Raw genomic sequence first — 24854 nt, 5'->3', positions numbered from 1 at the left:
TCCGGTTACAATTTGAAAGTGGTCTATATTGTTTTCATCTGAACAGAAGAAAACAACGCTTATCCGGAATTTAATCCGTTGTTTTTATCAAGACCTCTACACGCAGAATTTACATTAAGCCAATAATACTTGCTGAATATCATTTTATACAGTTTTAACGCGTGTTCGTACCGGGTGTCTGTAGGTGCTTTATTGTTGTGGTGTTTTCCTCGTGTCGGAAGTCAATATATACAGAACGGCCCGGCAGGAGCGTCTCTTCTGCATCATTCCGATGCTGTTGACGTTTCCCTGCCGGGCCGTTTTATGTGTCTTGTTGAAATGTTATTTTGCCTTTGATGCCTTGATGAAGTAAGTTATCAACAGTGCGTATGCAATGAGAGAGCATACCTCAGACAGCGGATTGGCAAGCCAGTTCTCGTTAATCGGATTGAATTCCAGATAGCGCAACAGAGCACTCAGTACACCCATAAGCGCACCACCGGCAATGAATCCGCTGGCAATGAGCGTGCCCTTCTCGCCACGCTTGCTGTTCACTTCAGGATCTTTGGAGCGTGATGTAACGTACCAGCTTACGATACCACCTACAAGTAGCGGAGTGTTAAGCTCTATAGGGATGAACATTCCAAGCGCGAATGCTATGGCAGGAACCTTGAGGAGAGTGAGCACAATGGCGATTATCGCACCGATGATATAGAGAATCCACGGTGCCTCGATGCCGTTCATGAGCGGGTCTATCACGGCAGCCATGGCGTTGGCCTGCGGAGCTGCGAGCTGACCGCTGGAGAATCCGTAAGTGTTGTTGAGCAATATCATCACGCCGCCTACGGTTGCTGCTGAGACAAGCGTACCGAGGAACTTCCACGACTCCTGCTTCTTTGGTGTAGTTCCGAGCCAGTAACCTATTTTAAGGTCGGTAATGAAGCAGCCCGACATTGACAATGCCGTGCAGACAACGCCGCCCATAATGAGTGCGGCAACCATTCCGCTGACACCTTTAAGACCTACGGCCACCATCACGACAGACGCAAGGATGAGCGTCATGAGTGTCATTCCTGATACAGGATTGCTGCCTACGATTGCTATGGCGTTGGCTGCGACGGTGGTGAAGAGGAATGCTATGACTGCAACGAGCAGGATTCCGACAACCGCAAACATGAGGTTGCCGTCCATGATGCCGAACCAGAAGAATAAGAAAGTAACAAGAAGAGTTACGGCAGAACCTATTGCGATGACCTTAAATGACAGGTCGCGCTGTGTGCGGAGCTGTTTCTTGTCGTCTGTGCTCTTGCCTTTCATTTCCTTGGCAGCCAGTGTCACTGCACCTTTTATTATGTCCCACGACTTTATTATACCTATAAGGCCGGCCATGGCGATGCCTCCGATACCTATGCTTTTGCCGTATTCACGGAATATTGTCTCAGGACTCATGCTGCCGACAGTCTCTGTTATGGCCGGATTCCAGGCGTTCAGAACCTGATCATGGAAGATGACAGACATCAAAGGAATGATGAGCCACCATACGGCAAACGAACCAAGGCAGATGATGAGTGAATATTTCAGGCCGACGATATATCCGAGTCCGAACACTGCAGCGCCTGTGTTGACCTTGAAAACGAGTTTCGCCTTCTCGGCTATTGTCTCTCCAAAGCCTACGATACGTGTTGTGAAGTTCTCGTTCCACAGCCCGAATGTTGCGACGATGAAGTCGTACAGTCCTCCCACGAGACCCGCGAAGAGCAGCGGTTTGGCCTGGTTGCCACCCTTGGCACCGCTAACCAATACCTGGGTTGTGGCCGTTGCCTCTGGGAAAGGATACTTTCCGTGCATGTCGCTTACGAAATATTTGCGGAAAGGAATGAGGAACAGGATGCCGATAATACCTCCGAGGAGTGACGAAATGAACACTTTGATGAACGAGGCGCTCATCTCCGGATACTTGGCTTGCAGGATGTAAATGGCCGGAAGGGTGAATATGGCGCCGGCAACAACGGCTCCCGAGCATGCGCCGATGCTCTGTATTATGACGTTTTCGCCTAATGGATTGTTGCGTTTTGCCGCTGTTGATACTCCGACTGCAATGATAGCGATAGGTATTGCGGCCTCAAATACCTGACCTACCCTCAATCCCAGATAAGCTGCTGCGGCCGAAAATACGATAGCCATCAGTATTCCCCATGTCACAGACCATGCGTTCACTTCCGGGTATTGCCTTTGCGGATTCATCACAGGACGGTATTCCTCACCGTCCTTTAGTTCTCTGAATGCGTTCTCCGGCAGTTTCACTGCCTCTTTTTCCTTTTCTGTCATAACTGTATTTGTGTAATTTGTTTGATTCGTTGTAGAAGTTTCTGGTATTATATATGTATGACTTGCATGAACATCTCCATGCTTTGTTTGTTGTACAAAGGTACTCCAATTTGATATAAATGCCAACAAAATGATGACATTTTTCTATTTTTGTTTCAAATGAAAATAATTTTGTTATATTTGCATGCCTTTTTTAAGGCATTAGAGAAATGTGGATTTAAAAAGTTTTTATAGCAGATGAAAAGATTGTTACTTGCTGTTTTAATGACAGTTTTTGTTTCTGCGTCTTTTGCGGTTCCTGCAAAGCGGGGAGTTGTCAAGACGCTTAAGCTGGCTGATGGCACTGAAGTAAAGGCCCGGCTGGTAGGTGATGAAACCATGCATTATTTTGTTACGGACGACGGTAAGAAATATGTTGTCGGAGAGGACGGACTTTATCAGGAAGCGGACATGGACGCACTGAAGAGCCGTGCGGCTGAACGACGCAGCAAAATGAACTCTGTGATCAGCCGTAAGGCCAAGAAACGTGTCGGTGGAACAGGTAATGTGTTTTCCGGAAAGAAGAAAGGTCTGATCATACTTGTGGAATTCTCAGACAAGAAATTTCAGGATTCACACGATAACGCATTCTATCAGAAAGTGGCAAACGAAGCAGGTTTCACTAACGACGAGGGCTTCTGCGGAAGCGTGAGCGACTATTTCAAAGATCAGAGCAACGGAATGTTCGAACTCGACTTTGATGTTGTAGGTCCTATTTCGTTGCCGCAATCTTATTCTTATTACGGACAGAACTTCTGGGGAAATGATTCCCGTCCCGGTGAGATGGTGGCAGAAGCTTGTCTTGCAGCCGACAGTGAGGTGAACTTTGCTGATTACGACTGGGATGGCAATGGCTTGGTGGATCAGGTGTTTGTGCTTTATGCCGGATTGGGTGAGAATGCCTGTGATGATTCTAATACCATCTGGCCTCATATGTGGGACCTGGTCAGCAGTGATTATGGAAAACCTGTGACAGCAGATGGAGTGATGGTAAACACTTATGCATGCAGTAGTGAGATGACTGTTGATTATGACAGCCCGGGATATCCGGAGATTGTGGCCGGTATCGGAACCATTTGTCATGAATTCTCTCATTGTCTCGGTTATCCCGATATGTATGATACAAACGGCAATAACTTCGGAATGGCGACATGGGACCTGATGGATTACGGCAATTATAACGGCAGAGGATTCATTCCTTCCGGTTATACGGCATATGAAAAATGGGTTGCCGGATGGATTACTCCTGTTGAGCTGACAGAAGAAACTGAGGTGAACAACCTTAAACCGATAAGTGAAGGCGGTGAAGCGTACATTATATATAATGATAATCATAAGGATGAATTCTATCTGTTGGAGAACCGTCAGCTTACAGGATGGGACCGTGCACAGTATGGAGAAGGCCTTATCATAATGCATGTGGATTATAATGAGTATATATGGAGCAGCAATACTGTGAACAACACGGCGACACGTCAGCGTTGTACTATATTCCATGCCGACAATTCCGATGGTATCTACGATTATTGGGGACGTATTGATGAAGACGATCTTGCCGGTGATGCTTACCCATACGGAAGCAACAACAGTCTGAGCAACACCACAACACCGGAGGCGTTGCTTTATAACACGAACACCGACGGCAGTAAACTGATGAACAAGACGGTGTATGACATTACTCGAAATGAGGACGGAACAATTTCGTTCAAGTTCAAGGGTGAGGATGAAACACCGGTTGTTCCTCCTACAGGAGACGAACTTTTCCATGAGACATTCAATCAGTGTCTGGGCACCGGAGGCAATGACGGCCAGTGGAGTGGCAATGTCGCTTCTGCCGCATTGGTAAGTGATGTTGCCGGTTGGGAAGGAAACTACATGTATGGTGGAAATAACTGTATGCGAATCGGCAACAGCAAGAATGCCGGAATAGTCACATCTCCTGCTTTTGAAGCAAAGAGTGGAGCCGTGCTCACACTTGTTGCAGCGCCGTGGGCCGGTGATGACAATACGCTCGACATATACTTTGGAGATACCAATCTGGGCACATATACCTTTGAAGAAGGCAAGTGGAGCGAGATAACCATTCCTATTGAAGCGACAGGAACAGGCAGTCTGAGGTTTGTTGCAGCAAAGCGTTTCTTCATTGATGACGTGAAAGTTTCTGTTCCTACAACGGATGGTATAGAGAATGTAGCAATAGACGGTGTGAAAAAAGCCGACAACCGCGTTTACAGCATCGACGGCCGCTATCTCGGACGCGACATCAACAGTCTCGGTCATGGCATTTATATTGTCAATGGCAAGAAGTATGTGAAGTGATAAAAATATAGTGTTACGGTTCCGCCTTCAGCGTTTGACGACGTGTGGCGGAACCGTTTTCAATATATGTGTATAATACATTCAAATATCAGGTATCATGGAAACTCAACAAAGAACAAATAAAAAAACATTATATATTTTTATTTCTTTGAGTATATATTCCCTGTGGCTATTACTAAATACTGTTTTATTGGTTAAGTCATCTACGTATGAAAAAGAAAGCATAACCATTCTTTTTCCATTCAATTACCGATCTGATCCGGGCTTATGGGCATACGATTTATCTGAATTTATATGCTACTCATTTGTCATTCCATTCCTCATGTATTCATACATAAAAAGACATTTCTTATTGGCAAATAAACTTAATAATCTTAAATCCTGGCTTTTTCTTTTCATCATTGCTTATTGTGATTTTGTACTGTTATACTTAATAGTGTCCGACAATCACGATGTCTCATTCTTTTTGCTGTCAACCATTGGAGGATTAGTATTATTTTTACTTTCTATGCATATTACTAAAACATTCATTTCAATGCTTTCATGCTTCAATAGAAAAGATAAATGATTAATCCACGAATGGATATCGGTGGATTAATCATCGTATTAAAAAAGACTATATCATCAGTCTTTTTGTATGTTTTGATATACGTTTATTTAATAATCATATTGCAAATGCAATCATCTTTCTTCAATATATATTTTCAATATCAGTCTGAACATCAACCATCTGTAAAAATGTTATGGTACTCAAAAGGCCTTAAATAAACTGAGTACGATACATAACTTTTTATGTTTTGGCGGTTTTGTTTTTCAGACAATCTTCTGAAGTTCGCCAGTGGTTGAGTCGATGATGTATCCGTGGATTGTTACGTCGTCCGGAATGAGTGGATGGTTGGCTATGCATTCCGTAGTCTTCCTTACAGATTCTTCTGTGTCATGGAATCCTTCAAGCCAATGGTCAAGATCGATTCCGCTGTGACGCAGTGTCTCAAGTGTTTCTTTCTTTATGCCGCGTTCCATCATCAGTTCGGTCATTTTCTTGCCGTTCATGTGGCACGCACCGCAGTTTGTGTGCGCAATAACCATTATATCGGTCACTCCCAGCTCATATACGGCTACGAGCAGACTTCGTATTGCACTGTCGAAAGGGTGGAGTATTGTTCCTCCGGCATTCTTTATCAGTTTGGCGTCACCGTTTTTCAGTCCGAGAGCTGCGGGCAACAGCTCAGTGAGTCTTGTGTCCATGCACGACAGAATTGCAAGCTTCTTGTCCGGATACTTGCTTGTGATGTACTTCTCATACTTCTTGTCAGCAACAAACTGTTTGTTAAAATCCAGTATATCCTTTATCATATCTTTATGTTTTAGATTATTCATTGTTTTTCAGAACCGGCTTTGGCAGCTATCGCTCGTGACACAACGTAGCCCATTGTCCATGCTGCCTGCAGGTTGAATCCGCCGGTTACGGCATCCACGTCGAGCACTTCGCCGGCGAAATAAAGTCCTTCGTGCTTCCTGCATTCCAGTGTGGCGGGATTTATGTTGCCCAATGCCACACCGCCGCATGTCACGAATTCTTCTTTGAAACGGTTTTTCCCGTCCATCCGGTAGGTGCTGTTTGTCAGCGCAGTAACTATCTTGTTCAGTCCTTTTCGGCCGATCTCCGCCCAACGCTGTTCCGGTTTTATGCCGTTGTGCAGCAATATGTTGCGCCACAACTTGCTGTTGAGACAATCAGGATAGACGTTTGCCGTCTGCTTCTGCATGTTGCGTGCGGCCATGTCTGTTATCAGTGCGGCCACCTTTGCTTCTTTCATGCTGCCCATCCAGTTCACTGTCAGTTGCGCCCTATATGCATTTTCGCTGAGCAGACGTGCCGCGTGCGACGACAGTTTGAGTATTGCCGGCCCGCTCATTCCCCAGTGTGTTATGAGCAGTGCGCCCGAGGCATGAATCTTTGTGCCGCAAATACCCACCGTAGCATTGTCCACTACCGTTCCCGAAAGCTCCCTTATGTCGTCTCCGGGCAGGCATATGCTGAAAAGAGACGGTACCGGTTCCACAATGTCGAGCTCCAGACTGTCGAGCATTGCCAGCCCGCCGCGTCGCGGACTTCCGCCCGTTGTCACCACAACATTGTCCGCATAAGTCTTTTCTCCGTTTGCGAAATCTATGCGGAAACGTTTTTTCTGTATGTCGTCCATTCCGTCATTGTCTGTTCTCTTGATGGAAACAGCGCGATGAGCCATTCTTGTCTTCACACCGCTCTCGCGCATCAGACGAGTGAGAGTTGACACAATCTCCATAGCGTCCTGCGATTTCGGGAACACACATCTGTCTGTCTGGGTGACAAGTCTTACTCCGTTGCTCTCAAACCATCTGTATGCATCCTTATGACTGAACTCCTTCAGCAGGCGCTTCATCAGCCGTGCACCACGCGGATACACCTCGTCCGTGCTTCTCACATCCTCAAACGAGTTTGTAAGATTGCAGCGTCCGCCTCCGGTTATAGCCACTTTGGCCAGCAGGCGGTGTCCGCTTTCATACACTGTTATGTCGTTGTCCGGCATGAGCCGTTTCAGGTTTATGGCGGCAAAACATCCTGCCGCGCCTCCTCCTATTATGGCAGTGGTGGTTGTCATGTCAGTTATGGCATTAATATTCTGATATGATATTATAACGTATCAAACCCTTTGTTATTTTCTTTCAGACATACTATTTCGTCATTCGTACGTATCCTGAGGACCAATAAACCAACTACAGTCGTAAGGAAAATACGTCGGACCACAGCGGAAAGGATGCATGTCGTGCAGGATTCCACTCTTTGTTGGCGGCCTTAGTTCCGTTGTCCTGTAGTTTTTTTCATAACAGCCGTAATACCGTTCGGATAATTTTGTTACCTTTGCAGCCGCAAACCGCAATAACATTATACTCTTCGTGCCGTCACGAAGACAAACATACTTTAATCAGTATACACAATGAGTCTTTTAGATGTCTTCCTGCTTGCCATGGCTCTTGCCATGGACTGTTTCACCGTTTCCATCGTCAGTGGTGTCATCGTACGCAGATATATTCTGTCTGTCACGTTGCGAATGGCCTTGCTTTTCGGGCTTTTCCAGGCCCTCATGCCGTTCTTCGGCTGGCTGGCGACAAGCTATTTCAGCAGTTACATCGAATCTGCCGACCATTGGATAGCCTTCGCACTTCTGGCGTTTCTTGGCGGCAAGATGATAAAAGACTCTTTCAGCGGTGAGGAAGACGCACATTTTGATCCGACGAAGATTACCAACCAGCTGTTGTTTGCCGTGGCAACGAGTATCGATGCCCTTGCAGTCGGAATTTCGTTTGCCTGTCTTGGCTACAAGAACATGGCACAACTGTCCGAACCTCTCATAATCATCGGCGTATGCTCGTTTGTGATGTCCGTTCTCGGCAATGTGCTGGGAGTGGTGTTCGGCAAGTCTATTGTGAAACGTCTGAAGCCGGAACTTGTCGGTGGTATCATATTGCTGCTGATCGGATTCCGCATTCTTTACGAGCATGTAGCATTATGATGCAGGTGTGAAAGCGTCACATCGTGTGTCGGATTATTCTGACTGTGTTTTTATTTACTGCTGTCGGCACATCCTGCCGGCAGTTTCTGTTTGCACAGGTTTGCTCTATATGGCATGCGTAACATGCGTATGCTTATGACAGAACAGCTTGTCTCATGCTATTGCAACATAAAAAAATAAGGGGCACAAGCCTTTCCGGCCTGTGCCCCCTGCACGTTATCAATTCTTCTGAAAATAGTTTACAATCAGTTTCTGAACACAAGTCCTGCACCGTTGGCGTCGATGATGACCGGTTTCTCGCGGCTAACCTCTTCGGCGAGCAGTTTCTTTGACAGGTCGTTGAGCACATATTCCTGTATAGCTCTCTTGACAGGACGTGCGCCGAACTCCGGATCGAAGCCTGCGTCGGCCAGCCAGTTGATGGCAGCATCGGTGTATTCGAGATTGAATCCCTGCGGTTCGAGCATCTTTTTCACGGCGTCCATCTGCAGTCTTACCACTCCGGCTATCTGCTCCTTTGTAAGCGGAAGGAACATGATGGTGTCGTCGATACGGTTGAGGAATTCCGGACGTATGGTCTTCTTCAGCAATGTCATCAGCTGGTTGTTGAGCTGGTTGAGTTCGCTGTTGTTGAGCTTTCCATTGTGTTTCTCCAGTTCCTCACGTATGAGCTGGCTGCCGAGGTTTGATGTCATGATGATGATGGTGTTCTTGAAGTTCACCGTGCGTCCCTTGTTGTCTGTCAGACGACCGTCGTCGAGCACTTGCAGCAGGATGTTGAACACATCAGGATGAGCCTTCTCTATCTCATCGAAGAGCACCACTGAGTAAGGTTTGCGCCTTACAGCCTCGGTGAGCTGTCCGCCCTCGTCGTATCCTACGTATCCCGGAGGTGCACCGATGAGCCTTGACACGCTGAACTTTTCCTGATACTCACTCATGTCGATACGTGTCATCATCGTCTCGTCGTTGAACAGATATTCTGCCAAAGCCTTTGCCAGCTCGGTCTTTCCTACACCTGTCGTACCGAGGAAGATGAACGATGCGATAGGACGTTTCGGGTCCTGAAGTCCTGCACGGCTACGACGTACGGCGTCGCTCACAGCCGTTATGGCCTCCTCCTGACCTATCACACGCTTGTGGAGTTCCTCCTCAAGGTGCAGAAGTTTCTCGCGTTCGCTCTGCATCATACGTGTAACAGGTATTCCTGTCCAGCGGCTTACCACCTCGGCTATGTCGTCGGCAGTCACCTCTTCGCGTATCATGGCGTTGTCGCCCTGCGCTCCCTTGAGCTGGTTCTGTATGTTCTTTATGTCATCCTCGAGCATGCGCAGACGGCTGTAACGTATCTCGGCCACACGTTCGTAGTTGCCTTCCCGTTCGGCACGCTCTGCCTCATACTTGAGTTGCTCCATCTGCAACTTGTCCTGCTGTATGCGATTGACGAGTTCTTTCTCGCCTTCCCATTTGGCGCGATAGGCTTTCTCCTGGTCTTTCAGTTCGGCAATGTCCTTGTCGAGCTGTGCTATCTTCGGTTGGTCGTTCTCGCGTTTGATTGCCTCACGCTCAATCTCCAGCTGTTTCAGACGGCGCGTTATCTCATCGAGTTCCTCCGGAACAGAGTCGCGCTCCATGCGCAACTTTGCAGCTGCCTCATCCATAAGGTCGATGGCCTTATCCGGCAGGAAACGGTCGGATATGTAACGCTCCGAAAGTTTCACCGCAGCAATGCAGGCATCATCCTGAATACGTACCTTGTGGTGGTTCTCGTAGCGTTCTTTCAGACCACGCAGGATGCTTATGGCGCTCAGCTCGTCAGGCTCGTCCACCATGACGGTCTGGAAACGACGCTCGAGGGCCTTATCCTTCTCGAAGTATTTCTGATACTCGTTGAGGGTCGTGGCACCGATGCTACGCAGCTCACCACGTGCAAGGGCAGGTTTCAGAATGTTGGCAGCGTCCATGGCGCCCTCGCCACCTCCAGCACCGACAAGGGTGTGAATCTCGTCGATGAAAAGGATTATGCGTCCTTCACTGTTGGTCACTTCCTTTATGACGCTCTTCAGACGTTCCTCGAACTCGCCTTTGTATTTTGCGCCGGCAACCAGCGCACCCATGTCGAGAGAGTAGAGTTGCTTATCCTTCAGGTTCTCGGGCACATCGCCGCGGACTATACGTTCGGCCAGACCTTCAACGATGGCGGTCTTACCTGTTCCCGGTTCACCTATGAGGATAGGGTTGTTTTTCGTACGTCTTGAAAGTATCTGGAGCACACGTCTTATCTCGTCGTCACGTCCGATCACCGGATCGAGCTTTCCCTGACGGGCCTCCTCAACGAGGTTTTTGGCATATTTCTCGAGCGACTGATAATTCTCGTCGCCCGACTGCGACTGAACCTTCTGTCCCTGACGCAGGTTTTCTATGGCCTTGCGCATGTCGTTTTCGGTAAGTCCGGCATCTTTCATGATGCGCGATGCAGTGGAGTTCACTGCGAGCAACGCGAGCAACAACGGCTCCACGCTCACGAATTCGTCGCCCAACTTCTGAGAAATGTCGGTGGCTTTCTGCAGCACGTTCGATGTGTCGTTGCTGAGATAAGGCTGTCCGCCCTGCACTTTCGGCAGACGTGCAATTTCGCTGTCGAGCACGGATTCTATCTGATTGGCGTTGGCTCCGAGTTTCCGGAATATGTATGAAGACACATCCTTGGCTTTCGTCATGACACCTTTAAGCAGATGCACCGGCTCAATGGTCTGCTGTCCGTTGCGGCTCGCTATGTTCACGGCCTCCTGAACAGCTTCCTGCGCTTTGATTGTGAATTTGTCGAATGTCATGTTTTGTTTCTCCTTTCTTGTTTTATGTTCTTTAATGTTTTCCGCTTTCTGTAAACACAAAATGCGTGCCCTGTGAGGATTGCTGACAAAATGTCATGTGTGTGGTGTCAAAATGGCGTATTGGAAACTTCTGTTGTTTTACACATTGTATATATGTTTGATGGGCGTAACGCTGTGCATCGCCTGTTAAATATTTGTAATTCGCGTGCTCGTTTGGTGGTGCGTGTGTTAAAAATAAGGGTGAAAAAATATCGGATTTTTCGCGTTTTTGCGACTGGAAGGGTGTCTGACGGGATTTTCGTGAGTTCTTGACGGGTGTGTCTAAATTGTTGATTATTAGTAAGTTGTTTGCAGCGTGTGATACGATGTACTCGTCCTAGCTTTCCAATATGGGCTTAATTGCATTGCGAAACAGCCCATATTATGCCCTGATATGGGCCGTTTCACCCCATGAAATAGCGTTCATTGAAGTGCAATATGGGCTCTTTCGCATCGTGCTTCGTTTTTAAACAGCTCGCGGACTCCGCCAGACTGTCGTGAAAAAGCCTTTATCCCGAATTTCATTTTCTGGTTTGTAGATTTCAGAATGTTAATCATTTAACATCCGTTAGCATATCGTTGATAATCTGACATGAATATTGCTGCGTCTGCGCTCTCATAATCTATCATAGTGTATTCCGGTATATTTCTGTACCACTATATGTCAATGACTGTTTGGGGTGGCTGATGAACATTGCAACAAAGTTGCATGTTATTATCTGTATATTTGCACATCATTTTGCATACACTAAAAAATAATAACCTAAAAACGTTATGAATAAAAGAACATTGATTGCCGGCGTTATGGGACTTATGGTTTTTGTTTCGTGCCATAACGGTAAAAGCGGCGACCATGATGAGGACATCCATGCCGAAGAGGAGCACATGGAGAGTGGAAAACATGAAGAAGAGGAGGCGCATGCCGGCGAGATAGTGTTGCCGGTGGAGAAGGCCAAGGCAGCCGGAGTGGTGGCCGAAGTGATAAAGCCGGGCGACTTCCAGACAGTCATACAGACAAGCGGTAGTCTGCAGAGTGCTTCTGGCGACGAGGCATCGGTGGTGGCAACGATGTCTGGTATAGTGCGTTTGCTCAAGCCGATGCCCGAGGGAGCAAAGGTAGGACGTGGACAGGCTCTGTTCAGTATATCGTCTGAACACATGCAGGACGGCGATCCTGCCGACCGTGCCGGAGTTACTTACGAGACAGCCAAGCGCGAGTATGAACGTGCACAGAAACTCGTGAAAGACAAGATAATATCTGAAAAGGAATTCAACGCCATAAAGGAGAACTATGATATGGCGCGTATAGCACAGAAGGCTCTGGCCGGAGCAAAGGGTAAGGCGGGCGTGACTGTGGCGTCGCCTGCGACGGGATATGTCATGCAGTGTCTTGTAAAGAACGGTGATTACGTTACGGCCGGACAGCCACTTATGAGCGTCACACGCAACAGACGACTTTATCTTGTGGCTGATGTGCCTGGCCGCTATCTGCAGGAATTGGCTCAGGTGAAGACAGCACGGTTCATGTCATCATACGGCGGCGGACTCTACGACCTGAGTTCGCTCAATGGCCGCACTGTGGCTTATGGCCGTACGACGAACGCCGGGTCTTCATACGTACCTGTGACATTCGAGTTTGATGCCACCGCAGGTCTGCTTCCGGGCATGGCCGTTACGGCATATCTTGTGACAGGAACGCGCAGCGGAGTGATGAGTGTGCCCGAGTCGGCTCTGACAGAGGAGGAAGGTACCAAGTATGTTTACGTACGACTGGATGATGAATGCTACGAAAAACGCGAGGTACGTACTGGTGCAAGCGACGGTGCTCGCAGAGAAATATTGGGCGGACTGAAGCCTGGCGAGACCGTGGTGACAAAAGGAGCGATACATGTGAAGCTGGCTTCGGCAAGCAACGCCATACCGGCCCACTCACATTCACACTGATAAAACTTAACATAAGAAAGAAATGCTGAACAAGATAATACATTTTTCGCTTCAGAACCGTCTTATGGTTCTTGTGGCGTCAGTGCTGCTCATGGTGGGAGGAGCATACATGGCCTTTCATACGGAGGTCGATGTCTTTCCCGATCTGAACGCTCCGACTGTAGTTGTGATGACCGAGGCCGGCGGTATGGCAGCCGAGGAGGTGGAGCGTCTTGTGACATTCCCCATTGAGACAGCCGTCAACGGAGCGACCGATGTGCGCAGGGTGCGTTCGTCGTCAACAACCGGATTTTCTGTAGTATGGGTAGAGTTTGACTGGGACACGGACATTTATCTGGCGCGCCAGATAGTGTCTGAGAAACTTTCTACAGTGAGTGGAAGTCTGCCAGACAATGTCAGTCAGCCGGTGCTGGGGCCGCAATCGTCCATTCTCGGTGAGGTACTCATCGTGGGATTGACGTCAGACAGCACGTCGATGCTCGACCTTCGCACACTTGCCGACTGGACCGTGCGTCCGCGTTTGCTGTCTACTGGCGGTGTGGCACAGGTGGCAGTGCTGGGCGGCGATATAAAGGAATATCAGATACTGATACATCCCGACCGGATGAAACACTACGGAGTGAGTCTCTCGGAGGTGATGGCCGCAACGCGAGGAATGAACCAGAACACCAGTGGAGGTGTGATATATCAGTATGGCAATGAATACATCGTGCGCGGAATAGTTTCGGAGAACGATGTGGAGAAGTTGTCACAGTCGGCTCTCAGAACGGCTTCGGGTACAACGGTGACATTGGCCGACGTGGCCGATGTGAAGATAGGTGCACAGCAACCCAAGCTGGGTGTGGCCTCGGAGAAAGGCAAACCGGCGGTACTGCTCACTGTAACGAAGCAGCCCAACACGGGAACGATTGAACTGACAGAAAAACTGGAGGAGGCCATAAAGGACCTTAAGAAGAACATGCCGTCTGATGTGCACGTGTCTACAGATATATTCAGACAGGCCAACTTCATAAACAGCTCGATAGACAATGTGCAGGAGTCGCTCATCGAGGGTGCCATATTTGTTGTGATAGTGTTGTTTCTGTTTCTTGCCAACGTCCGTACGACAGTCATATCGCTTGTCACTCTGCCGCTATCCTTGCTCATAACGCTGCTTGTGCTCCATTATATGGGACTTAGCATCAACACCATGAGCCTCGGAGGTATGGCCATTGCCATTGGCTCACTTGTGGATGATGCCATAGTGGATGTGGAGAATGTGTGGAAGCATCTGCGCCAGAACCGCATGCTGCCGGCAGAGGAACGTCGGCCGGTGCTCGACGTTGTGTTCGATGCTTCGCGCGAAGTTCGTATGCCTATTCTCAATTCCACTATTATAATAGTTGTAAGTTTTGTGCCGTTGTTCTTCCTCAGTGGTATGGAAGGTAAGATGCTCATTCCGCTCGGTATAGCATTCATTGTGGCACTGTTTGCATCGACTATTGTCGCGCTGACACTCACACCGGTGCTGTGCAGCTATCTGCTCGGCGGCCGCAAGGGTAGTGAAGGATTGCCAAAGGAGGCTTTTGTGGCAGTGTGGTTGAAGAAATATTATGAGGCGGCATTGCTTTGGGTGTTGGGGCATAAGAAGACCGTGGTGGGTGGTACGGCTGTGTTGCTCGTAGCGGCCATAGGCTTCTTCTTCACGCTCGGCCACAGTTTCCTGCCGGGATTCAACGAAGGTTCGTTCACGATAAACATCAGTTCGCTGCCCGGAATTTCGCTTGAGGAATCGGACAACATAGGTCGCCGTGCGGAGAAACTTTTACTGACTGTGCCCGAGATAAAGACAGTGGCGCGCAAGACAGGACGTGCCGAGCTTGACGAGCACGCTTTGGGAGTGAACGTTTCGGAGATTGAGGCCCCGTTCGAACTGAAGGATCGTTCGCATGAGGAAGTGCTTGCCGACGTGCGAAAGAAACTGTCTGTGCTCACGGGTGTGAACATAGAGATCGGTCAGCCCATAAGCCATCGCATCGATGCAATGCTCAGTGGTACACAGGCCAATATTGCTATAAAGCTCTTCGGCGACGACTTGAACCGCATGTTCCTCATAGGTAACGAGATAAAGGAGTCGATTGAGTCGGTGGAAGGTATAGCTGACCTGAACGTGGAGCAGCAGATAGAACGTCCGGAACTGAAGATTGTGCCGCGCAGAGACATGTTGCGCAAGTATGGCATATCGCTTCCTGAGTTTGCGGAGTTCGTATCGGTGTGCATGGCCGGTGAGACTGTGTCACAGGTGTATGAGAGTGGTAAGAGCTTCAATCTTGTGGTGCGTGTGGACGAAGATGACCGCAAGACAATGGAACGCATAGAGGACATGATGATAGACACGGCCGACGGACAGCGTATTCCGCTTACGGAGGTGGCTGATGTAGTGTCGGCCAAGGGTCCGAATACCATCAACCGCGAGAATGTTAAGCGCAAGATTGTCATCTCTGCCAATACAAGCGGACGCGACCTTCGCAGCGTTGTGAACGATATACAGAAACGAATTGACAGTCAGATAAAGCTGCCGGAAGGTTATCATATAGAATATGGCGGACAGTTCGAGAGCGAACAGGCGGCCAGCCGTACGCTTATGATAACATCGCTGATGAGTATAGTGGTGATATTCCTGTTGCTTTATATGCAGTTCAAGAACTCTTTTGAGAGCGGTGTCATCATGCTTAACCTGCCACTTGCACTCATCGGAGGTGTGTTCGCACTGGTGTTTACGACGGGCGAGGTGAGCATCCCGGCCATCATCGGATTCATTTCGCTGTTTGGTATTGCCACGCGAAACGGTATGCTGCTCATAACCCGATACAACGCGCTGCGCAATGAAGACGGATTGTCTGTACGCGAGAGTGTGCTGCGAGGTTCGCTCGACCGACTTAACCCCATACTTATGACAGCGCTAACATCGGCCTTGGCACTTGTGCCTCTGGCATTGAGAGGCGGTCTGCCTGGTAATGAAATACAAAGTCCGATGGCAAAGGTTATATTGGGCGGACTGCTTACGTCCACTTTCCTCAACGCGTTTATATTGCCCGTCGTGTATGAGTGGATGCAGGGAAAGGAAGAAAAGATGAAACGAAATAAAACGAAATGACGATGAAAAAGGTTATTATAGTTGCTGCGGTACTGGCATTCGGACTGAATGCCGGTGCGCAGAGCATAGACGAGATACTGAGAAGTGTGGAGCAGAACAACAAGGAACTGCAGGCGCTGGGCGAGCGGGGCAAGGCGGATGCGCTTGATATCGAGGCCCAGAACAATCTGGAGGATCCCAGCGTGGAGTACAGTCCGTTTTTTGCCAAAGGTGTTGACGGCATTGCTACTTCGGAACTTGTTGTGAAGCAGGGTTTCGATTTTCCGACGGTGTATGCGGCACGCAGCAAGTCGGGAAAGCTGCAGAAAGAAGTTGTTGATCTGGGTTATCAGACTTCGCGATGCAATATTCTGCTTTCGGCAAAGCAGTTGTGTCTTGACCTGATACTTCTGAATCAGGAGCGTGAACTGCTCGAGAAGCGCCGCAAGAACGCCGAGGAACTGCTCACCATGTATGAAACGAGAATGAAGAATGGTGATGCCACCATACTGGAGGTGAACAAAGTGAAGATGGACAGGATGAATGTACAGACGGAAGTGACGCAGAATGAGGTGGCGCATCAGACGGCTTTGCAGTCGCTTCTGGCACTGAATGGCAATATGCCTCTTGAATTCAGCCTGAAGGATTATCCTTCCGGACAGGCCTTGGTGGACTATGAGGCTCTTTATGACAAGGCTGTGTCTTCCGAGTTGACGCTTCGTTCGGCACGTGCGGAGGTAAAGGCTTCGGCTCAGGAAGTGAAAGTGAACAGACAGAACTGGCTGCCTAAGCTGGAGTTGGGTTACAGACGAAACACCGACGGTTCGGATGCTAGCAACGGTTTCATGGTCGGCGCGTCGTTCCCTTTGTTCTCGGGACGCAACAAACTGAAGTCGGCCAAGGCAAGACTGCAGGAATCCACGCTGCAGCTGGACAATGTGAAGGTGCAGACAGAGAACAATGTGCGTTCGCAAGTGAATGAGATGAAGCAGTTGCGCAAGGCTGCGGACACCTATGATACGGCATTGCTCAATTCAACGCTCGACCTCCTGCGTAAGGCTGTGGAGGGCGGTGAGCTTTCGCTTATTGATTATTATGTTGAGGCTGACGCCATATACAAGAATCTGCAGACGCAGATGCAACTTGAAAACAGATATCAGAAGGTGTTGGCTGAACTAACAAAGGGTGATTTGTAATAAATATGATGCTCTGCTGTAACAGTAGGAAACTACGGCAGAGCATTGAGAAAATACAGAACAATAAGTAGTGGATACAAAAACAGGCAGGGCGAATGTCCTGCCTGTTTTTTATGTTGCGTGTAGTTTATTTTATCTTGTCGAAACCCTCGCCGAACACTCCGTGACAGAAGGATTGTGATACGAGAGCGTCAGGGTCGATGCTTTTGATGTAGTTGAAAAGGTCTTGTGACTCGTATTTGCGTGCAAGAACAATAAGTATATCGACCTCTTTCTTTGAATACCAGCCTTTTCCTGTTATTGCCGTGACACCGCGATGGAGCTTCTGGTTTATCACATCGGCTATCTTGTCGTATTCTTTTGATATGATGATGAACTGCACAGTCTGGCGTGCTCCGTTGATGACGTAGTCGCATACGAAACTTGCTACCAGAGTGAAAGCAATACCATAGACAATCTTTTCAGAGCTGTGGAACAGGATGTATGACGAACTGATGATGGTGATATCGATGAACTGCATGGCCCGTCCGAAACTCATTCGGAAGTATTTGTTGAGCAGCGCTATGATGATATCGGTGCCTCCGGTTGAACCGTTGTGCGAGAACACAAGGCCAAGGCCCGCTCCTGCCATCGCACCTCCGATGAGTACGTGCATGAATGTGTCCTTTCCTGCGGTGATGATTGGGAATGCCTCAAAAATGGGTTGCAGCGCACCGACAAGCACTGCCATTATCGTTACGCCGATGATAGTGCGTATGCTGAATTGTTTGGTGAGAGCCCTGAAGGCTATAAGCAACATTGTGGCATTGAGAATGTAAATGGATGCTCCGGCTGGGAACTTGAATGCATAGTATAATAAAGCTGATATACCGGCCACGCCTCCCATAACCACTTTCTCAGGAAGAATGAATGCTGTGTAACCTATTGAGTAGAGCAGTATGCCTAAAAAGATGAAGAACAGATCCTTCCACTGCTGTTTTTTTACCCTATATTTGGCGGCTTTGTTGTTAATGTTCATGATATTCATATTTGTATTTTGTTGATGCAAATATAACTTAAATTTTTATTGCATCAAAAAAAATCGTATGATATTTAGTGTAATGTTTTCTATTATGGTGTAGCACGAATTATTTACAAAAAACACTACAGAATGCTGTTTTATTAATGCGTGTCTCAGTCAATCTGCTGATGTATAGGAATATAAGTGCGGATGCAGTGTTTGTAATTTTTTTATGGCGCAGTTTTCCTGCTCAACCTATAAATAGTAGGGGAAGAGAATTTACGTATAAATTCCGGAAAATCCGAAAAGGAAGAATCCTATCGTTAATAACGATTCGTCCGGGGAACCATAAACACAAGATTTGCTCATACTTCCCGCGTCTTTTCTCATGTCTGATATCAGCATTTTCTCAGAACACTCAGCTGGCGTACTTACAATTTTTCTTGACTTTTTTTTGACAAAATAAAATTGCGAAAGAGATGTTAAGAAATGTGAAATAGAGTGCGATAAAGTCTCTTTCTGGTCATGCCGCCATGTAGCATACACTACCTTGCAGTACCGGATAGTCTTCCTGACATTCCGATTAAGGCCGTTTCACGCCATGATTGTGCCCATATTATGGTGTGATATGGAGCATTTCAGGGCCTGAAACGGGCAATATCACAAGCCGAAACTGTGCTTATTGCAGGACGAAAAAATGAATGTCATACATAAGCTGTTGCTGTTCAATGACTTATGCGAAGTTCTTATAATTCGCGTATTTGCGTCCGAAGTAATGTCCGTTTGCAAATTCTCGCTTATTTTTCGGGGTAGAACTGAAAACTCAGACGAAAAAATCGCAGGAAACTGAAAATCTGTAAGTGCCCCATTTTGTTTTATTCCAGCGGAATGAAACACAGCTGATTCACTATTGAAGTCTCACTCTTCCCGTTGAAATCAATATCCCACATAATTCTTTCTATTGAGCCTTTTTCCGGATGCGGATGTGTGCCGGTGCTTTGTCCTGACTCTTGCCCGGTGCAGTTTTAAAGAAATTACAGGTACAAAAAAATCTGCACCCGAAATTAGGTGCAGATTCCAGCTTTTGGTACAAGGTATTATTATTTGGTGATTTGCTTTTTGCCGTTCTTTATAACAATGCCTTTGTAAGAATCGTTAACTATCTGTCCTCTTACGTTAAAGGTCTTTCCGTCCTTTGTCTCCTTATCGGCATTGATGTCTTTGATGGCTGTTGCTATAGTTCCGTCAGTGAGATAAATACCCATTATTATGCCTTTGTCATTGTTGCCGGTATAATTGTTCAGGGTGATGCTTTCTATCTGTTTGTTGCTTTGCGGATAATCCTCGATTTCATACAGACCGACATAATCTCTGTCGTCAACGCCACCATAATAGCGGCCTGTCTGTACGGCAGCCAATGATTGGTTGTTACACCAGTCGGGTATTTCGATAAAGCTTGTGCTGTTGGAACCGTCTGTATAATTATATGTTACGTCTATCACGGCCGGACCATTTCCTGCAGTTGCAAGATAAACAAGTGAACCATAGTCGCTTACCGTAGGTTTGTCTTCCAACTCGAGTGTAGTGGTTGACTCGTCTACGTCGGGTGTTTCCATATCATCGGCAATGAGTCGTGTGGCATTGAGCGCGCTATAATCCACTTTATATGTCCTGTTGCTTTTTGTTACAATGTTTCCGTCTTCAGGAAGACCGTATTCGGTTGTCATTTCTATCTCACCAAGAGACTGGGAATAAAGCACCCATGCGTTTCTGTCGAGCGGAGCGCTGGAGTGTTCGCTTATAGGTCTTGCTTCCGCAACAACGTCTGCATTGAAACCTTCTGCTATTTCAATGGGCTGACTGCCTGTTGATAATCCGAGAATTGTGGGATATCCGTTGCTTACGTTGGTCTTTTCAATGTACACAGACTGAATTTCCTTGTTGGGGTCTGTTGCTATTGATTTTTCGAGAAGGCGCACAGCACTTACGCCCTGCGGATTTTCTGTCTCACGGTCTATGCGGTCGAATCCCCAGAAAGCCTCGTCTTTGCCTTTGTGTTCTTCCGGATCCTTGCTTTCGTTCCACCAGTCTTCTATTGTGATGTTGGCATATGTATAATCTCCTCCTTTATAGAAAACTTCTACATATAAATCTGTCGGTCCGTTTCCGCAGATGCAGAGCAACCACAATTTGTCTGTTTTTACGGGAGTGCTCAGCATGAGTTCTCCGTTTGTTGGAAAATTGCTGCCTGCCGGATCCTGGGGACCTGCCAGTCTGAGAGCGTTGTTCGTTGTATAGTCAATGTTGTAAAGGTTGCCGCTTTCAAATGCCTTCATCGGCATTTCAGATGGTAATCCGTTATTGACAAAGTCCAGTTTCTTGCTGAACAGTCCAACACTTCCGTTGTCAATTCCAAGTACAAGGTGTTCTTCCACAGGTACTCCTTCAGCAACTACGTCTGCCGTAAATCCGCTTTTAACTCTGATTTGTCCCTCTTGCTGGGCGAATGATGGCAACATGCCAAGAAAAAATGAATTTAGTAATAGTAAAGTCTTTTTCATGCTTAATGTTTTTTTGTTTGGTTGTTAAAAATATAATATTAGACTATATAATTGTTATAACAACTATAAAATAGAGATTATTGAAATTTTAATGATTGTAAACAATGTTACATTCTTGTTAACTTTTTGCATGCATACACGAATTTCAAAAAAGAGTTTGCATAATCAAAGTTTTTCTGTAACTTTGCATCCGCAACAATTAAAACGAATTTATGGACGATTATCACGCGGAAAATATTACTTTCTGAGGCTGGTGACAGAGTGTTACTCTAAGCAAAGAGACTGTCTCCTGCCGACAAATCAAAAGACGAGAAATCTAAGGAGATTAGCTTTATGAGAACATTCTGGAATACTGACAGTGCCCTGAAAGCGATAGCTGAGTGGCAACCCAACTGCTGGATACAAGTGACATGTCCTACTGAAGAAGATCAGCAGTGGCTTGAAGATAAATTCAATTTACCCGATTATTTCCTTTCCGACGTAAGCGATACCGATGAGCGTGCCCGTTACGAATATGATGACGGTTGGATGCTTATAATCCTTCGTATTCCTTATGTGAAGGAGATACGTTCGCGTACGCCGTACACCACTGTTCCGCTTGGTATTATTCATAAAGGTGATGTCACAATCACTGTTTGTTATTATGAGACAAACATGATGATTGATTTTGTGAGCTACCAGCAGAAACGCGGCGAGGGCTTCACCGACTATGTGGATATGATATTCCGTTTGTTCCTTTCTTCCGCAGTGTGGTATCTGAAACGATTGAAGCAGATAAACACTCTCATAGAGAAGGCAAAGCATAATCTTGACAATGTGGTGAACAATGAATCGCTTATCGCACTCAGTCGTCTGCAGGATTCTCTTACATATTTTATAACGTCAATCCGTGGCAACGAAACTCTTCTTGCGAAACTGAAGTTCAAACTTCAGGTCGACGAACTTGACGCTGATCTTATTGAAGACGTCAATATCGAGATGTCGCAGGCGCGAGAAACAACAAACATCTATTCCAACATTCTCGAATCAACGATGGACACCTATTCGAGCATCATCAACAATAATATGAACACCGTGATGCGTACGCTCACATCGGTTTCTATTATAATGATGTTCCCGACGCTTATAGCCTCGCTTTTCGGAATGAACCTTATCAATGGCATGGAGTCAACCAGTTATGGATTCATTGTGGCATTGGTTATTTCCGTATGTGTTTCAGGGCTGTCATGGTTTATTTTGCGCCACAAAAGATTACTTTGACGGAAAAATGTAAAAAATACATAAGTTTTTTTGCGGAATTACTTTTTTTTATTTAAGTTTGCATCAATAATTATTTGAATTTAAAATATCATGCAAAATGTTAATGTCTTTGAATATAAAGGCATTTTGATATTTGCTTGGATATTGTGGAAAAACCGTGTCATAAACTTAAAACAGTGAAATGATGGATTCTCAAGAAAATGCTCTTCAGAATGGAGTGAATGAAAACGAAAAAGGCATGGAGCAGTCTGTTGCTCAAGTAAACCAGGATGAAAACAAACCGGAAAGCCTGATAGCGGAAACCGAAAATGTCTGTTCTGATGAGAATATGACAGAAGAAGCACCTTTGTTGCAGACGTACAAAACAAAGAAAGAAATTCTTGCGCGTCTGAAGGAAATCGTTGCCAATAAAGAATTTTCAAACAAGGAAGAGATTGATCATCTTAAAACCTCTTTCTATAAAATACATATTGCGGAACGTGAAGCCCGTTTGAAGGAATACCTCAACGATGGAGGTGATCCGGAGAAATATCAGATTGTGCCCGATGAGGATGAGAATATCTTCAAGGCAGAAATGGCTGTAATACGTGAGAACCGCACAAAAATATTCCAGCAGCAGGAAGCTGAAAAACAGGAAAATCTTGAAAAGAAGCTTGAGATTATAAATAAGATCAAAGCTATGGCCACCTCGCCAGAGCAAGCCAATAAATCTTATGCTGAATTCAAAGAGCTGCAGCAGCAGTGGAAGGAGATAAAGGCTGTTCCGGCAAATAAGGCCAGTGAGTTGTGGCGCAGCTATCAGCTTTATGTAGAACAGTTCTATGATCTGCTCAAACTTAATATCGAAGCACGCGAATATGATTTCAAGAAGAATCTTGAACTGAAGACAAAACTGTGCGAGTCGGCTGAAAAACTGGCTGAAGAACAGGATGTAATCAGTGCATTCCACCAGTTGCAGGAACTTCATCAGCAGTACCGTGAGATTGGTCCTGTGGCAAAAGACCTGCGCGAAAGCATCTGGACACGCTTCAAGGCTGCATCAACTGTGATAAACAAACGCCATCAGCAGCACTTTGAGAGCCTCCGTGCCAAGGAGGAAGACAATCTTGCACGCAAGACGGAACTCTGTGAGAAGGCTGAGGCTATTGCCAAAGAAGAAAACAAGGGTGCAAGCGATTGGGAGAAACATACAAAGGAAATAATAGCTCTTCAGGCAGAATGGAAGACCATCGGATTTGCTCCGCAGAAGATGAATGTCAAGATATTCGAGCGTTTCCGCGGCACATGCGATGATTTCTTTGGGCGCAAGGCTGCTTTCTTCAAGGAACTCAAGGAGTCTTTTGCCGCTAACGTGGAGAAGAAAAAAGCTCTTATAGAGAAAGCGCGTTCAATGTCTGACAGCACTGACTGGAAGTCTACCGGTGACAAGTTCATAGCTCTGCAGAAAGAGTGGAAGACCATAGGCAGTGTGCCTAAGAAGATAGGCGATCAGTTGTGGAACGATTTCCTGGAGGCATGTAACAAGTTCTTCGCTGCCCGTAATGCCGCAAATGCCGGTGTACACAATGAAGAACGTGCCAACCTTGAGAAGAAACGTTCTATCATTGCAAAACTTCGCGACTTTACAACCGAAGGTGTTGAGAACGTACAGGAAAAGATACAGCAGCTCGTTGAGGAATACAACTCTGTGGGACACGTGCCTTATAAGGAGAAAGACAATGTCTACAACGAATATCATGCAGTGCTCGACAAGTTGTATAAGGAGCTTAACATATCAAGCACACGCCGTAAGCTTGACAACTTCAAGACAAATTTGAAGAATGTTGCAAAGCGTGGCGAGGACGCTCTCGACAACGAACGCGGTCGTCTGATGCGCCGTTATGACCAGTTGCGTCAGGAAATCCAGACATACGAGAACAACCTCGGATTCCTCACAGCAAGCAGCAAGAAGGGCAATAGTCTTGTAGACGAGATGAACAGAAAGGTTCAGAAGTTGAAAGACGATATGGAACTCGTAAAACAGAAGATCAAGGCTATCGACGCAGAACAGGCCGACTGATTCTCAGTATGGCACGATACCGTCGTATAGAAAATAAATAAACAAAGCGTGGTGGTACGTTCCGCTAATGACAGTATGGTTTTAATTCTGTCGGCCGGATGTACCACCACGCTTTTTTATGTGTGTGTCTGAGATGAAGGTTACACCTCAGACACGTCATGTTTCTGTCTTAAAGACTGAGAATCTGTCCTGCGTGCTCCTTCACCTTTATCTGTTTCGGACCAATGATATTTTCCACTACGCCGTTCTCATCTATGATGAATGTTGTACGGAATGTGCCCATGTATGTTCTGCCACACATTTTCTTTTCGCCCCATACGCCGAATTCCTCAACGAGTTTCTTGTCTGTATCAGCTATAAGGGTGAACGGCAGCTGGTTCTTCTCGATGAATTTCTGGTGAGATTTCTCACTGTCCACACTCACGCCAACAACCTCGTAGCCTTTCGCTTTCAGTTCTTCGTAGTTGTCGCGCAGGCTGCATGCCTCGCTTGTGCATCCCGGAGTGGAGTCCTTTGGGTAGAAATACAGTACGAGTTTTTTGCCGGCGTAGTCGCTCAGGCGCACTTCTTTTCCGTTCTGGTCAACGCCCAGTATTTCCGGAGCTTTGTTTCCTATTTCCATAA

14 protein-coding genes are annotated in these 24854 nt (G+C 46.8%); 7 read left to right on the top strand and 7 right to left on the bottom strand.

The features are described from left to right. Positions 1-321: 321 nt before the first annotated feature. Complete coding sequence (locus WKT13_RS05560) at positions 322-2307, bottom strand: OPT family oligopeptide transporter (RefSeq protein WP_340323186.1); 1986 nt, start codon at positions 2305-2307, stop codon at positions 322-324. Between the two features lie 237 nt (positions 2308-2544). Between WKT13_RS05560 and WKT13_RS05555 the strand changes: the two genes are divergently transcribed. Further along, positions 2545-4665 (top strand): M6 family metalloprotease domain-containing protein, encoded by a 2121-nt coding sequence (locus WKT13_RS05555; protein WP_340323185.1) that lies wholly within the window; start codon positions 2545-2547, stop codon positions 4663-4665. An 813-nt stretch (positions 4666-5478) separates the two neighbouring features. Here the strand turns inward: WKT13_RS05555 and WKT13_RS05550 are convergent. Together WKT13_RS05550 and WKT13_RS05545 are read right to left on the bottom strand one after the other, a co-directional pair. Next, the gene (locus tag WKT13_RS05550) at positions 5479-6021 is read right to left on the bottom strand and encodes a beta-class carbonic anhydrase (RefSeq protein WP_340323184.1); all 543 of its coding nucleotides are present in this window, start codon (positions 6019-6021) and stop codon (positions 5479-5481) included. 20 nt (positions 6022-6041) lie between these two features. Then, the gene (locus WKT13_RS05545; RefSeq protein ID WP_340323183.1) at positions 6042-7310 is read right to left on the bottom strand and encodes an aminoacetone oxidase family FAD-binding enzyme; all 1269 of its coding nucleotides are present in this window, start codon (positions 7308-7310) and stop codon (positions 6042-6044) included. 336 nt (positions 7311-7646) lie between these two features. On the opposite strand from WKT13_RS05545, the gene WKT13_RS05540 reads away from it, so the two are divergent. After that, positions 7647-8222, top strand: a complete 576-nt coding sequence (locus WKT13_RS05540) for a manganese efflux pump MntP (protein ID WP_340323182.1) — start codon at positions 7647-7649, stop codon at positions 8220-8222. A 245-nt stretch (positions 8223-8467) separates the two neighbouring features. Here the strand turns inward: WKT13_RS05540 and clpB are convergent, their stop codons facing one another. Further along, on the bottom strand, positions 8468-11056 hold the full coding sequence (clpB, locus tag WKT13_RS05535; protein ID WP_340323181.1) for an ATP-dependent chaperone ClpB: 2589 nt from the start codon (positions 11054-11056) through the stop codon (positions 8468-8470). Between the two features lie 813 nt (positions 11057-11869). On the opposite strand from clpB, the gene WKT13_RS05530 reads away from it, so the two are divergent. The 3 genes from WKT13_RS05530 to WKT13_RS05520 are packed head-to-tail and all read left to right on the top strand — an operon-like array spanning position 11870 to position 17350. Then, a complete protein-coding gene (locus WKT13_RS05530; protein ID WP_298619813.1) occupies positions 11870-13039 on the top strand; it encodes an efflux RND transporter periplasmic adaptor subunit in 1170 nt (389 codons plus the stop codon). A 22-nt stretch (positions 13040-13061) separates the two neighbouring features. Then, entirely contained in the window at positions 13062-16175 is a 3114-nt protein-coding gene (locus WKT13_RS05525; RefSeq protein ID WP_340323180.1) for an efflux RND transporter permease subunit, read from the top strand. 2 nt (positions 16176-16177) lie between these two features. After that, on the top strand, positions 16178-17350 hold the full coding sequence (locus WKT13_RS05520) for a TolC family protein (RefSeq protein WP_340323179.1): 1173 nt from the start codon (positions 16178-16180) through the stop codon (positions 17348-17350). 127 nt (positions 17351-17477) lie between these two features. Here WKT13_RS05520 and WKT13_RS05515 read toward each other — a convergent pair whose 3' ends face one another. Next, positions 17478-18368, bottom strand: coding sequence for a YitT family protein (locus WKT13_RS05515; RefSeq protein WP_298619817.1), 891 nt, complete (start codon positions 18366-18368; stop codon positions 17478-17480). A 1082-nt stretch (positions 18369-19450) separates the two neighbouring features. Further along, entirely contained in the window at positions 19451-20911 is a 1461-nt protein-coding gene (locus WKT13_RS05510; RefSeq protein ID WP_340323178.1) for a hypothetical protein, read from the bottom strand. A gap of 333 nt (positions 20912-21244) precedes the next feature. On the opposite strand from WKT13_RS05510, the gene WKT13_RS05505 reads away from it, so the two are divergent. Continuing rightward, entirely contained in the window at positions 21245-22171 is a 927-nt protein-coding gene (locus WKT13_RS05505) for a magnesium transporter CorA family protein (protein WP_298619819.1), read from the top strand. Between the two features lie 181 nt (positions 22172-22352). Then, positions 22353-24230, top strand: coding sequence for a DUF349 domain-containing protein (locus tag WKT13_RS05500; protein WP_340323177.1), 1878 nt, complete (start codon positions 22353-22355; stop codon positions 24228-24230). Between the two features lie 169 nt (positions 24231-24399). On the opposite strand, the gene bcp is transcribed toward WKT13_RS05500, so the two are convergent. Then, positions 24400-24852: a thioredoxin-dependent thiol peroxidase gene (gene bcp / locus WKT13_RS05495; RefSeq protein WP_340323176.1), complete on the bottom strand. Its 453-nt coding sequence runs from the start codon at positions 24850-24852 to the stop codon at positions 24400-24402. Between the last annotated feature and the right edge of the window lie 2 nt (positions 24853-24854).

Origin of the sequence: Prevotella sp. HCN-7019 (assembly GCF_037890215.1) — a bacterium.
Taxonomy (GTDB): Bacteria; Bacteroidota; Bacteroidia; order Bacteroidales; family Bacteroidaceae; genus Prevotella.
Note: the sequence above shows the minus strand (reverse complement) of the source record. Positions and strands in the feature narration are given on the sequence as shown.

Bases quoted from the DNA above. Each gene is read 5' to 3' on its own strand.
- WKT13_RS05560 (WP_340323186.1), bottom strand. From the start codon at position 2,307: ATGACAGAAAAGGAAAAAGAGGCAGTGAAACTGCCGGAGAACGCATTC.
- WKT13_RS05555 (WP_340323185.1), top strand. From the start codon at position 2,545: ATGAAAAGATTGTTACTTGCTGTTTTAATGACAGTTTTTGTTTCTGCG.
- WKT13_RS05550 (WP_340323184.1), bottom strand. From the start codon at position 6,021: ATGATAAAGGATATACTGGATTTTAACAAACAGTTTGTTGCTGACAAG.
- WKT13_RS05545 (WP_340323183.1), bottom strand. From the start codon at position 7,310: ATGACAACCACCACTGCCATAATAGGAGGAGGCGCGGCAGGATGTTTT.
- WKT13_RS05540 (WP_340323182.1), top strand. From the start codon at position 7,647: ATGAGTCTTTTAGATGTCTTCCTGCTTGCCATGGCTCTTGCCATGGAC.
- clpB (WP_340323181.1), bottom strand. From the start codon at position 11,056: ATGACATTCGACAAATTCACAATCAAAGCGCAGGAAGCTGTTCAGGAG.
- WKT13_RS05530 (WP_298619813.1), top strand. From the start codon at position 11,870: ATGAATAAAAGAACATTGATTGCCGGCGTTATGGGACTTATGGTTTTT.
- WKT13_RS05525 (WP_340323180.1), top strand. From the start codon at position 13,062: ATGCTGAACAAGATAATACATTTTTCGCTTCAGAACCGTCTTATGGTT.
- WKT13_RS05520 (WP_340323179.1), top strand. From the start codon at position 16,178: ATGAAAAAGGTTATTATAGTTGCTGCGGTACTGGCATTCGGACTGAAT.
- WKT13_RS05515 (WP_298619817.1), bottom strand. From the start codon at position 18,368: ATGAACATTAACAACAAAGCCGCCAAATATAGGGTAAAAAAACAGCAG.
- WKT13_RS05510 (WP_340323178.1), bottom strand. From the start codon at position 20,911: ATGAAAAAGACTTTACTATTACTAAATTCATTTTTTCTTGGCATGTTG.
- WKT13_RS05505 (WP_298619819.1), top strand. From the start codon at position 21,245: ATGAGAACATTCTGGAATACTGACAGTGCCCTGAAAGCGATAGCTGAG.
- WKT13_RS05500 (WP_340323177.1), top strand. From the start codon at position 22,353: ATGATGGATTCTCAAGAAAATGCTCTTCAGAATGGAGTGAATGAAAAC.
- bcp (WP_340323176.1), bottom strand. From the start codon at position 24,852: ATGGAAATAGGAAACAAAGCTCCGGAAATACTGGGCGTTGACCAGAAC.